Here is a 10772-nt window from a genome sequence, read left to right on the forward strand (position 1 = left end):
GCCGCGGGCGGGGCGGGGCTCGCCCAGCAGCGCCCCCCCCCCCCCCCCCGCGCCCCTTCGGTGAAGAGAACGAACGGAAGGCCAGCACCGTGACCGCCGCCGACACCAAAGCCGCCGACCCGCCGGCGGCCCCACCGCAGAAGCCGGGGAAGGCCGCCCCCGGGCCGTCAGGGGGCGTGGTGCGCCCCAGCCGGAAACCGCGCCCCAAGCTGCCGTACCTGCTGATCGCTCCGGCGATCGTGGCGATCGGCGCGGTCTTCGGCTATCCGCTGGTCGAGACCGTGATCATGTCCTTCCAGGACATGCGCCGCGCGCACCTGTGGGGCGGCACCACTCCGCCGTGGGTGGGGTTCGAGCAGTTCACCAACATCCTGGGCGACCCGGAGTTCTGGTGGGTCGCCTTCCGTACCGTGCTCTTCATGGTCGTCTGTGTGGTGGCGACCATGGGGCTGGGACTGCTGACCGCCCTGCTGATGCAGCGGCTGTCCACCTGGGTGCGGCTGCTGCTCACCGGCGCCCTGATCGCGGCCTGGTCGATGCCACTGCTGGTGGCGACCTCGATCTTCCGGTGGCTCTCCGACTCCGACTACGGCGTGGTCAACAGCGTGCTGAGCAAGATCCCCGGTCTGGACTTCCAGGGCCACAACTGGTTCCTCAACCCCTGGCAGGGATTCACCGTCATCGGTGCGGTGGTGGTCTGGGGAGCGATCCCGTTCGTGGTGGTCACCCTCTACGCCGCGCTCACCCAGGTGCCCAGGGAACTGGAGGAGGCCGCGCAGCTCGACGGCGCCGGAGTGATCGGGGTCTTCCGCAACGTCACCTTCCCGGTGATCAAGCCGGTCTTCCAGATGGTGGCCACCCTCTCGGTGATCTGGGACTTCAACGTCTTCGGCCAGATCTTCCTGATGCGCGGCAACAAGCCGGAACCCGAGTACGAGCTGCTGGGCCTGTACTCGTTCAGCAAGGCGTTCGACAGCGCCTCGTTCAGCCAGGGCACCGCCATCGCCCTCATCACCGTGCTGCTGCTCTCCGGTGTGGCCGTGTACTACCTGCGTCAGCTCATGAAGACAGGAGAGGTCGAGTGAGCACCTCCGTAACCTCAACCGCGCCCGCCAAGGCACCCGAGGCCGCCACCGGCAGTACGGGCGTCTACGAGCTGCGCCCCGACCGCAAGAAGCACCGCCTGGCCTACAACCTGGTGGGGCTGGGCATCTTCGTGGTGATGGCCTTCCCGGTCTACTGGCTTCTCGTCAGCGCCTTCCGGCCGAACCACGAGATCCGCAGCTACGACCAGACGCTGTGGCCCAGCTCGTTCACCGTCGACAACTTCGTCCGAGCCACCGAGGCCCCGAACTTCTGGACCGCGATCCAGAGCAGCCTGATCATCTGCGTCACCTCGGTCGCCGGCGCCATGCTGATCGGGACCATCGCCGCCTTCGCCATCGGGCGTTTCGACTTCTACGGCCGCAAGCCGTTCATGACGATTCTCATCCTGGTGCAGCTGCTGCCGCCCACGGCGATGCTCATCCCCATCTACATCCAGCTCAACAACATAGGCGCGCTCAACGAGTACTGGGGCGTGATCATCGTCTACCTGGTGTCCGTGCTGCCCTTCACCACCTGGATGATCCGCGGCTTCGTGATCAACGTGCCCAAGGAGCTGGAGGAGTCCGCGATGGTGGACGGCTGCACCCGGATGGGCGCGTTCTGGCGGGTCATCTTCCCGCTGGTCGCCCCGGGGCTGGCCGCGGCGTCCATCTTCGCCCTCATCACCGCCTGGAACGAGTACCTGTTCGCGTACATCCTCCTGCAGGACAACGAGAAGTACACGCTCAACGTGTGGCTGATGAACTTCACCACCGACCGCGGCACGGACTACGGCGCGCTGATGGCCGCCTCGGTCCTCATCTCCATCCCCGTCGTGACCTTCTTCATGATCGTCCAGAAGAAGATGGCGGCGGGGCTCACCTCCGGCGCAGTGAAGGGATGACGTCACTCCCATGACGACTCTCACCGGCACCACCGGCACCCTGGTCCGCAACGCCCTGGCCGTGCTCCAGCCCGGTTTCACCGGCACCACCGCGCCCGACTGGCTGCTGCGGCAGCTGGACGAGGGGCTCGCCGCGGTGGGCCTGTTCGGCCGCAACATCACATCCCCCGCGCAGCTGGCCGCGCTCACCGCCCAGCTGCGCGGTGTCCGCCCCGACGTGCTGGTGGCCATCGACGAGGAGGGCGGCGACGTCACCCGGCTGGAGGCGCGCACGGGGTCGTCCTTCCCGGGCAACCACGCCCTGGGCACGGTCGACGACACCGCACTGACCCGCGCCGTCGCCCGCGAACTGGGGCGCGGGCTCGCCGAGTGCGGGGTCAACCTCAACTGGGCGCCCTCGGCCGACGTCAACTCCAACCCGGACAACCCGGTCATCGGCGTCCGCTCCTTCGGCTCCACGCCGGACCTGGTGGCCCGGCACACCGCCGCCTGGGTCGAGGGGCTGCAGTCCGCCGGAGTCGCCGCCTGCACCAAGCACTTCCCCGGGCACGGCGACACCAGCGTGGACTCCCACCACGCCCTGCCTCGCATCGACGCCGACCTGGCCACCCTCGCGGAGCGCGAGCTCGTCCCGTTCCGGGCGGCGGTCGCCGCGGGCAGCAAGTGCGTGATGAGCGCGCACATCCTGCTGCCCGCCCTGGACCCGGTGTTCCCGGGGACGCTCAGCCCGGCCGCCCTGACCGGCCTGCTGCGCGCGCCCCGGAGCGAGGGCGGACTCGGCTTCGAGGGCCTGATCGTCACGGACGGCATGGAGATGCGGGCCATCGCGGGGACCTACGGCATCGAGCGCGGAAGCGTGCTGGCCGTCGCCGCGGGCGCGGACGCCCTCTGCGTCGGCGGAGGCCTGGCCGGCGAGGAGACCGTGCTGCGTCTGCGCGACGCCCTGGTGCGCGCCGTGGTCGAGGGCGAACTGCCCGAGGAGCGGCTCGCCGACGCCGCCGACCGGGTCCGCTCCCTGGCCCGCTGGGCCGCCGAGGCGTCCGCCCGCGCCGGGGAGACGGAGCCCTCCGGTCCCCAGGTCGGCCTGGAGGCCGCCCGCCGCGCGCTGAGGATCACCGTCCGGCAGGACCACACCCCCCTGACCGGGCCGCCGTACGTCGCCGCCTTCACCCCCGTGGCCAACATCGCCGTCGGCGACGAGACCCCCTGGGGGCTCGCCGCCGAACTGGCGGAACTGCTCCCGGGCACCACGACCGGCTCCTGGGGCCGCGAGCGGGCCGAACGGGCGGGGCAGGGCGGACCGGTCGCACAGGTGCTGGAGGAGGCGGCCGGCCGCAGGATCGTCGCGGTGGTGCGCGACGTCCACCGGCACCCCTGGATGGCGGACGCGCTGGACGCCCTGCTCGCCGCCCGGCCGGACACCGTCGTGGTCGAGATGGGCCTGCCCCAGGCGCCGCCCTCCGGGGCGCTCCACATCGCGACACACGGCGCAGCCCGCGTCTGCGGACGGGCGGCCGCGGAGGTCGTCGCGGGCCGGGGAACCGGCGGCTGAACCCTGCCGGCCACTCCCCGGAACGACCGGGCTCGCGCCTCCCCGACTCCGCGGCCCGGCCGTCGGCGTGTTCGTCTTCCGTACACGAGCTGACAGGGCGGTGGGACGTGGGCCGTGGGTGGGCCTGTGGCGGGAGCTCTCCGAGGGGCCCTGGAACACCCGCGGGCCGCGGCGCCGGGACGGGACCCTCAACCCGTCCGGCACCGCAGCCCGGAGCGATCGGAGACCCGGCGCAGTCAGGGCAGAGAGCGCCCGGTCTCGCTCCGCCCTCCTGTGCGGGGAGGGCGGAAGTCCGCCGCCATTGTGGACTGGGCCACAGACCCGTGTCCACGCCTTGAAGGCACCAGCGGTTCGCCGGTGGCGGCTGCCGTCAATTCTTGCGCACGACGGCGCGTATGCACAGACGTACGACAGGATCCGTCGCCGGTTAGGCTCACACCGTGCCCTCCATGAACGACCTCGTACACCAGCACACCGCCCTCGGCGACTCCGACCTTGAGTGGCTGCACCTGCTGGTCTCCGAGTGGCAGCTGCTGTCCGACCTCTCCTTCGCCGACCTGGTGCTGTGGGTCCCGACCCGGGACGGCACGCGCTACGTCTCCGTGGCGCAGATGCGCCCCAACACCGGCCCCACCTCCTACCAGGACGACATGGTCGGCCACCTCGTGCCCAGAGGGCGCCGGCCGCTGCTGGACGCCGCCCTGGACGAGGGCAGGATCGTCCGCGAGGGCGACCCCGAGTGGCGCGAGGAGGTGCCGGTGCGGGTGGAGTCCATCCCCGTGCGCCGCGAGGGCCGCGTCCTGGGCGTCATCGCCCGCAACACCAACCTGCTGACGGTGCGCACACCCAGCCGGCTGGAGCTGACCTATCTGCAGAGCGCCTCGGACCTGGCCCAGATGATCGCGGCGGGATCGTTTCCCTTTCCCGATCAGCAGGTCGACATGGACGCCTCCCCGCGGGTCGGTGACGGACTGATCCGGCTCGGCGCCGACGGCGTCGTCCAGTACGCCAGCCCCAACGCGCTCTCCGCCTACCACCGGCTGGGCCTGGCCGCCGATCTGGTCGGTCTGCACCTGGGCCAGGCCACCGCCGAACTGGCGCCCTCCCGCGGCCCGGTGGACGAGTCGCTGGTCAAGCTCGCCAGCGGCTGGGCGCCGCGCGAGACCGAGATCGAGGGCAACGGCTGCGTCGTGCAGCTGCGGGCCATCCCGCTCAAACCCAAGGGGGTGCGGATCGGTTCGCTCATCCTGCTGCGCGACGTCACCGAACTGCGCCGCAGGGAGCGGGAACTGATCACCAAGGACGCCACCATCCGGGAGATCCACCACCGGGTGAAGAACAACCTGCAGACCGTCGCCGCCCTGCTGAGGCTCCAGGCCCGGCGGATCGGCGCGGGCACCGGCGGCACCGCGCGGGAGGCGCTGGAGGAGGCCGTCCGCCGGGTCGGTTCGATCGCGATCGTCCACGAGACGCTCTCCCAGACGCTCGACGAGCGGGTGGAGTTCGACGAGATAGCCGACCGGGTGCTGGCGATGGTCGCCGAGATCTCCCCGGGCATGGTCACCGGGCGGCGTACGGGCCGCTTCGGCGTACTGGCGGCCGAGGTGGCCACCCCGCTGTCCATGGTGCTCACAGAGGTGCTGCAGAACGCCCTGGAGCACGGTTTCCGGCCGGGGGAGCGGGGCACCGTCGAGGTCACGGCCGTCCGCGGCGCGGTCGCCGGCCGCGGGGAGGGGAGACTGCTGGTCACGGTGCAGGACGACGGGCGCGGTCTGCCGCAAGACTTCGACGTGCGCACCGCTGGGAACCTGGGACTGCAGATCGTGCGGACGCTGGTGGAGGGGGAGTTGGAGGGAGGCTTCGACATGCTCCCGGCTCCCGGCGGCGGTACCCGGGTGGTCCTGGACATCCCCGTGGAGCCGGAGAGGCACTGACCCCGGTGACCGGTCCCGGTACGAGACCGAGTCCCGCCTCCCGTACCCGCACAGCACCCGTACGGCACCGAGCCCCGGACCGTGAGTACGGTCCGGGGCTCGGTGCCGTCGTTGCGGTGCGCACTGTGGGCACTGCGCGCTGCGGCTCGGGGGCAGCAGGTGGCGGGGTGGGCGTCAGGCAGTGGCCTTGCGCGCCCGGTTACGGGCGGCGCGGCGCTTCATCGCGCGGCGCTCGTCCTCACTGAGGCCACCCCAGACACCGGAGTCCTGGCCGGACTCCAGGGCCCACTGCAGGCACTGCTCCATCACGGGGCAGCGGCGGCAGACGGCCTTGGCTTCCTCGATCTGCAGCAGCGCAGGACCGGTGTTGCCGATCGGGAAGAAGAGCTCGGGGTCTTCCTCGCGGCAAACGGCGTTGTGACGCCAGTCCATGGCTGCTCCATCTCCTACGCGTTGCGGTAATTGCTTGTGAATGTGAACGCTTTCACGAATCCCTCCACAAGGGAAGGGTCAGCGCCCGGCTTCGCCGGGAGTGTCCCGAGGGATGAGGAGGTGGATTCGGGGCTCTCAAGGGGGTCGGCGTCGACCGTCCCGATCGCCATGAAGAGACTCGCAAACCTCGGCTGCGGATACAACCCCCTCCGGAAAGTTTTTTTTGATTCCTTGGTGTCAAGTAGGTCACAGCCGTACTTCCAGGGGGTGGAACCTGGTCTAAACGTTCGAGTGAAAGGACTTTCACCATGTCCACTTACACAATCACACGCAGTGCACGGCGTACGCCTGTGAACGTGACGCTCGTACGCAGCCCCAGGTGGTCACCGTCCATCTGAAATGGCAGTGGCACCTGCGATTCCAAGGTGAAGTCGGTGAGATCGTGAAGCGAGACGACGTGCTTGCCGCGTGGGCCGCGCGAGGGCGAGGAGGCCAGCAGCTGGGTGCCGTAGCGGGTCACGGCGGAGGGGGTGAGCCGGGTCAGTCCGAGCACGTCGAGGGCGGTGTCGAAGGAGGCGCGGGGGGCCGCGTACACCGGGCGGTTGCCCAGGTAGGTCCAGGGCGCGGTGTTGCAGACTATGGACAGCGCCAGCTCCTCCACCGGCTCCTCGCCGGGCCGCCGCAGGGTGATCGTCCCGTGGCGGCGGTAGGGGTCGCCCAGGAACTGCCGCACCACCTGGCGCACGTAGAGGGCGTGCGTCGAGCGCCTGCCGCCCTCGCGCTTCTGTTCGACCCGGCCCACCACGCCCGCGTCGAAGCCGAGGCCCGCGCAGAAGGTGAACCACCGGGGCGGTACCTCCGCGTCGTCCGTCCCCGGCGTGCCGGCGGCCAGGCCCAGGCCCACCGTGCGTTCGCCGCCGGATTTCAGCGCGTCCAGCAGCGCGCCCGTGGCCTCCACCGCGTCGTTGGGCAGCCCCAGGGCGCGGGCGAAGACGTTGGTCGAACCGCCCGGCACGACCGAGAGACGGGGAAGGGCGTCGGGAGCGGGGCCGTCGTACAGCAGCCCGTTGACGACCTCGTTGACCGTGCCGTCACCCCCGAGCACGATGACCAGCTCGATCTCCCCGCGCTGGACCGCCTGCCGCCCCAGATCGCGCGCGTGCCCCCGGTACTCGGTGGTGGCGACCTCCAGCTTGAGGTCGCTCGCCAGGGCGTGGATGAGGACGTCTCGGGTGCGGGCACTGGTGGTGGTGGCTGCCGGGTTGACCACGAGGAGCGCGCGCATGGTGTGCAGCGTACCCAGCCGTTCGCGGCCGAGACGGGCGGCCCGGTCCGGGCGGTGTTCCGGCAGGTCCCGCTACCCTGGCGATGTGACCACGGACGCATCCTCCGCCGACGCCCCCCGCACCCCCGACGCCCCCCGGTCCGGACGGATCACCGCCGCGGCCGCCGTGGTGGCGGCCCAGGCAGTGGTGGTCGCCGGCCTGGGGGTGACCATGCTGGTCCTGCTGCTGACCGGCAGCCGGGCCGACGACACGGTGCAGGCCCTCACCGGAGCCGCGACCGTGCTGGCGCTGGCCGTGCTGCCGCTGGCCGCCGCGCGCGGGCTGTGGCTGCGGCGCCGGTGGAGTCGCGGACCGGCGGTGATCGTCCAGCTGATGGCGCTTCCGGTGGGCTGGCAGATGGCGCAGAACGGCGGCGCGTGGCTCGCGGCCGGAGCTCTCATCGCGCTCACCGCGCTGGCCGTGCTCGGCTGTCTGATGAGCCCGACGGCGGCCGGAGCGCTGGGCATCGCCCCGCGCGAATCCCGGGACGCCTGACCGGACCGGCACGCGCCCTGCCGGAGGAGCCTGAGTTCCTCGCCGCTTCCGGCCACCTCCCCGGCTCCCCGGTTACTCCTCGATCAGCAGCCGGTCGCGCAGCTGGGCCAGGGTGCGGGCCAGCAGCCGCGATACGTGCATCTGGGAGATGCCGACCTCCTGGGCGATCTGCGACTGGGTCATGTTGCCGAAGAAGCGCAGCAGCAGGATCTTCTTCTCGCGCGGCGGCAGCTCCTCCAGCAGCGGTTTGAGCGACTCCCGGTACTCCACGCCCTCCAAAGCGTCGTCCTCCGCGCCCAGGGTGTCCGCGACGGCCGGGGACTCGTCGTCGGTGTCCGGGACGTCCAGGGAGAGAGTGCTGTAGGCGTTCGCCGACTCCAGGCCCTCCAGCACCTCCTCCTCGGAGATCGACAGGCGCTCGGCCAGTTCGTGGACGGTCGGGGCGCGGCCGTGCTGCTGGGACAGCTCGGCGGTGGCCGTGGTCAGGGACAGCCGCAGCTCCTGGAGCCTGCGGGGCACCCGCACCGCCCAGCCCTTGTCGCGGAAGTGCCGCTTGATCTCGCCGACGACCGTGGGGGTGGCATAGGTGGAGAACTCCACGCCGCGCTCCGGGTCGAAGCGGTCCACCGACTTGATCAGGCCGATCGTGGCGACCTGCGTCAGGTCGTCCAGCGGCTCACCGCGGTTGCGGAAGCGCCGCGCCAGATGCTCCACCAGCGGCAGGTGCATCCGTACCAGCGAGTCGCGCAGCTCGGCGCGCTCCGGGGAACCCGCCGGGAGGCCGCGCAGCCTGACGAACAGGTCCCGTGCGCCACTGCGGTCCCGGGGATTCGGCTGGTGGTGCACGTAGGCGACCTTCCCGCCGGCCCCTTCGTCCTCGTGCATGTCGTGTTGCCGGTCCTCCATGGCATCCGCCCGCTCCGCCCGCTGATCAGGCTCGACCGGATGGGGCCGGGCGTGCTGCTCGGGGATGACCGGGCCCGCCGCCTTGTCGTGGCGGCCCGTCCGCGTTTCGCTCTCCAGGTCGTTCACACCGACCCCCTTGTCCCGTACCGGCCCGTGTGTGCCGGTCACGGCGCCCCTGGGCCGGCGCCGCGCTTCTTGTGCAGGCTGATGCTGACCGTGCGGTCCTCGGCCACGGCCGAGTCGACCTCGCCCGCCAGCGCGGAGAGCACCGTCCAGGCGAAGGTGTCGCGCTCGGGGGCGCGGCCGTCCGTGGTGGGTGCCGAGACCGTCACCCACAGAGAGTCCCCGACGAGATTGAAGACGCAGCTCAGCACACTGCCGGGGACCGCTTGCTGGAGCAGGATGGCGCACGCCTCGTCGACGGCGATGCGCAGATCCTCGATCTCGTCGAGGGTGAAGTCCAAGCGGGCCGCGAGACCGGCGGTGGCGGTACGCAGAACCGAAAGGTAGGCGCCCGCGGCGGGCAGCCGGACCTCGACGAAGTCCTGCGTCCCGGGCTCGCCTGCGATCTGGGACACCCTCACCTCCAAGGTGGCACGAGCTGGTAGCTGCCGTGTACGCCCGTCCGGCGACCCTGCCGTAACGGGGCAACAGGTCAACGCACGGGCGAGGCAGATCGTTCGACTGCGACGCTATCGCGATCCGGGGCATGCTGTCGCCCGGGCCGAGAGGGGCACCCTTCCTGCGGTCGTCACCCATAGTAAACATATGGGCACTGTACGTGGCTAGGGGTCTGTGGTGCCCAATTCCTTTCCGGTCACGCTGCGTTCACAGCGCTTCGGAGCCGCCGGTTGTTCCCGGCGCCCCGGACTCCCTCCGGCGCGCGTCCGGCCGCGAGGATCCGGCGCCCCCGTGAGCGGGCCCGCCGGGCGGCCCGCGGAAGCCGGGGAGAGGGCCCGCTCCAGTTCAGTACCCATCACCGGGAGTGTTCGTAACCCCGCCCGGCGCGGACGCGCGCGAGTTCGGCCGGCGGCTCCCAGCCGGATCGTGCGGGGAAGGGGAGGCTAGCCGGTGACCACGGCGGCCACCGCCGTCCCCCGGGGGAAGGCACCCTCGCCGGCCAGGGCCGCCAGGCCGTACAGCATCTTGGCGACGTACACGCGGTCCAGGTCCGGCAGCTCGTGCCGGGCGGCGAACTCCCGGGCGAAGGACTCCAGCGCGCCGGTGGTGCGGGCGAAACCGCCGCAGTGGAAGCGGTCCTCCACCCTCCAGGTGCCGCGGCGCCCGCCGAAGGCGGCCCGCTGGAGCCGCTCCACCTCCCCGGCGAGGAAGCCGCCCCGCAGGGCGGCGAAGCCGATCGCGCGCTGCCCGTCGGCGAGCCCCGCGGCAAGCCCGGCGAGGGTGCCGCCCGTACCGCAGGCGACGGCCACCACGTCCGCCGCGCCGCGCAGCTCACGGCCCAGTTCCGCGGCGCCCCGCACGGCCTCGGCGTTGCTGCCGCCCTCCGGTATGAGGCGGAACGGACCGAAGCGGTCGCGCAGCGTGGCCGTCCACTCCGGGTCGTTCCTGCGGCGGTAGTCCGCCCGCGTCACGAAGTGCAACCGCATGCCGTCGGCGGCGCAGCGGGCCAGGGAGTCGTTGAGGGGCCGGCCGGCGAGTTCCTCGCCCCGCACGACCCCGATCGTCGACAGACCCAGCAGACGCCCGGCGGCGGCCGTGGCGCGCAGATGGTTGGAGTAGGCCCCGCCGAACGTCAGCAGCGTGCGTTCGCCGGTTCGCGCGGCGGCGCGCAGGTTGGGCGCGAGCTTGCGCCACTTGTTGCCGACGAGGTCCGGGTGGACCAGGTCGTCGCGCTTGAGCAGCAGCCGGACCCCGTGGCGCGAGAAGCGCTCGTCCTCGGCCTCGGTCAGGGGGGAGGGCAGGCGCGGGGCGAGGGACTCCAAGGTCACCGGGGGCGTTCGGGACGCCGGGGCCTCCCGGGGGACGGGCGGGGGAAGCGGTGTGCTGCTCACCCCGCCATTGTCCCGTCGGCGTGGCACCGCGTGTCACCGGTCGACCGGACGCGCGGATACGTCCGTGGGGGGGGGCCGGGGGGGCGGGGGCGGGGCCCCCGGCGCCCGCCGCCCCCCGCCGGGTTC

The 10772-nt window shown here is 71.9% G+C and carries 10 protein-coding genes; 5 read left to right on the forward strand and 5 right to left on the reverse strand.

Going from position 1 to position 10772, the window contains the following annotated elements:
* The first annotated feature begins 89 nt into the window (after positions 1-89).
* The 4 genes from AC2CJA_RS18510 to AC2CJA_RS18525 all read left to right on the forward strand — a co-directional run bounded on the left by AC2CJA_RS18510 (position 90) and on the right by AC2CJA_RS18525 (position 5476).
* The gene (locus tag AC2CJA_RS18510) at positions 90-1085 is read left to right on the forward strand and encodes a carbohydrate ABC transporter permease (RefSeq protein ID WP_484603815.1); all 996 of its coding nucleotides are present in this window, start codon (positions 90-92) and stop codon (positions 1083-1085) included.
* Between the two features lie 71 nt (positions 1086-1156).
* Positions 1157-1990 (forward strand): carbohydrate ABC transporter permease, encoded by an 834-nt coding sequence (locus AC2CJA_RS18515; RefSeq protein WP_484603821.1) that lies wholly within the window; start codon positions 1157-1159, stop codon positions 1988-1990.
* 10 nt (positions 1991-2000) lie between these two features.
* Positions 2001-3542, forward strand: coding sequence for a glycoside hydrolase family 3 protein (locus tag AC2CJA_RS18520; protein WP_484603816.1), 1542 nt, complete (start codon positions 2001-2003; stop codon positions 3540-3542).
* 449 nt (positions 3543-3991) lie between these two features.
* On the forward strand, positions 3992-5476 hold the full coding sequence (locus AC2CJA_RS18525) for a sensor histidine kinase (protein WP_484603817.1): 1485 nt from the start codon (positions 3992-3994) through the stop codon (positions 5474-5476).
* 174 nt (positions 5477-5650) lie between these two features.
* On the opposite strand, the gene AC2CJA_RS18530 is transcribed toward AC2CJA_RS18525, so the two are convergent.
* Both AC2CJA_RS18530 and AC2CJA_RS18535 read right to left on the reverse strand, forming a co-directional pair.
* A complete protein-coding gene (locus AC2CJA_RS18530; RefSeq protein ID WP_028427873.1) occupies positions 5651-5908 on the reverse strand; it encodes a WhiB family transcriptional regulator in 258 nt (85 codons plus the stop codon).
* A 316-nt stretch (positions 5909-6224) separates the two neighbouring features.
* Positions 6225-7193, reverse strand: coding sequence for a diacylglycerol/lipid kinase family protein (locus AC2CJA_RS18535; protein WP_484603818.1), 969 nt, complete (start codon positions 7191-7193; stop codon positions 6225-6227).
* Positions 7194-7278: 85 nt separating this feature from the next.
* Between AC2CJA_RS18535 and AC2CJA_RS18540 the strand changes: the two genes are divergently transcribed.
* Positions 7279-7728 (forward strand): hypothetical protein, encoded by a 450-nt coding sequence (locus AC2CJA_RS18540; RefSeq protein ID WP_484603819.1) that lies wholly within the window; start codon positions 7279-7281, stop codon positions 7726-7728.
* A gap of 72 nt (positions 7729-7800) precedes the next feature.
* On the opposite strand, the gene AC2CJA_RS18545 is transcribed toward AC2CJA_RS18540, so the two are convergent.
* The 3 genes from AC2CJA_RS18545 to AC2CJA_RS18555 form a co-directional block, all read right to left on the reverse strand.
* Positions 7801-8910 (reverse strand): RNA polymerase sigma factor SigF, encoded by a 1110-nt coding sequence (locus AC2CJA_RS18545; RefSeq protein ID WP_484603822.1) that lies wholly within the window; start codon positions 8908-8910, stop codon positions 7801-7803.
* Positions 8799-9212, reverse strand: a complete 414-nt coding sequence (locus AC2CJA_RS18550; RefSeq protein WP_093847771.1) for an ATP-binding protein — start codon at positions 9210-9212, stop codon at positions 8799-8801. Before AC2CJA_RS18550 ends, AC2CJA_RS18545 begins: the two co-directional genes overlap by 112 nt.
* 486 nt (positions 9213-9698) lie before the next feature.
* Positions 9699-10646 (reverse strand): 1-aminocyclopropane-1-carboxylate deaminase/D-cysteine desulfhydrase, encoded by a 948-nt coding sequence (locus AC2CJA_RS18555; RefSeq protein WP_484603820.1) that lies wholly within the window; start codon positions 10644-10646, stop codon positions 9699-9701.
* Between the last annotated feature and the right edge of the window lie 126 nt (positions 10647-10772).

Source organism: Streptomyces sp. ATLC9, from assembly GCF_057196705.1.

Bases quoted from the DNA above. Each gene is read 5' to 3' on its own strand.
- AC2CJA_RS18525 (WP_484603817.1), top strand. From the start codon at position 3,992: ATGAACGACCTCGTACACCAGCACACCGCCCTCGGCGACTCCGACCTT.
- AC2CJA_RS18520 (WP_484603816.1), top strand. From the start codon at position 2,001: ATGACGACTCTCACCGGCACCACCGGCACCCTGGTCCGCAACGCCCTG.
- AC2CJA_RS18535 (WP_484603818.1), bottom strand. From the start codon at position 7,193: ATGCGCGCGCTCCTCGTGGTCAACCCGGCAGCCACCACCACCAGTGCC.
- AC2CJA_RS18530 (WP_028427873.1), bottom strand. From the start codon at position 5,908: ATGGACTGGCGTCACAACGCCGTTTGCCGCGAGGAAGACCCCGAGCTC.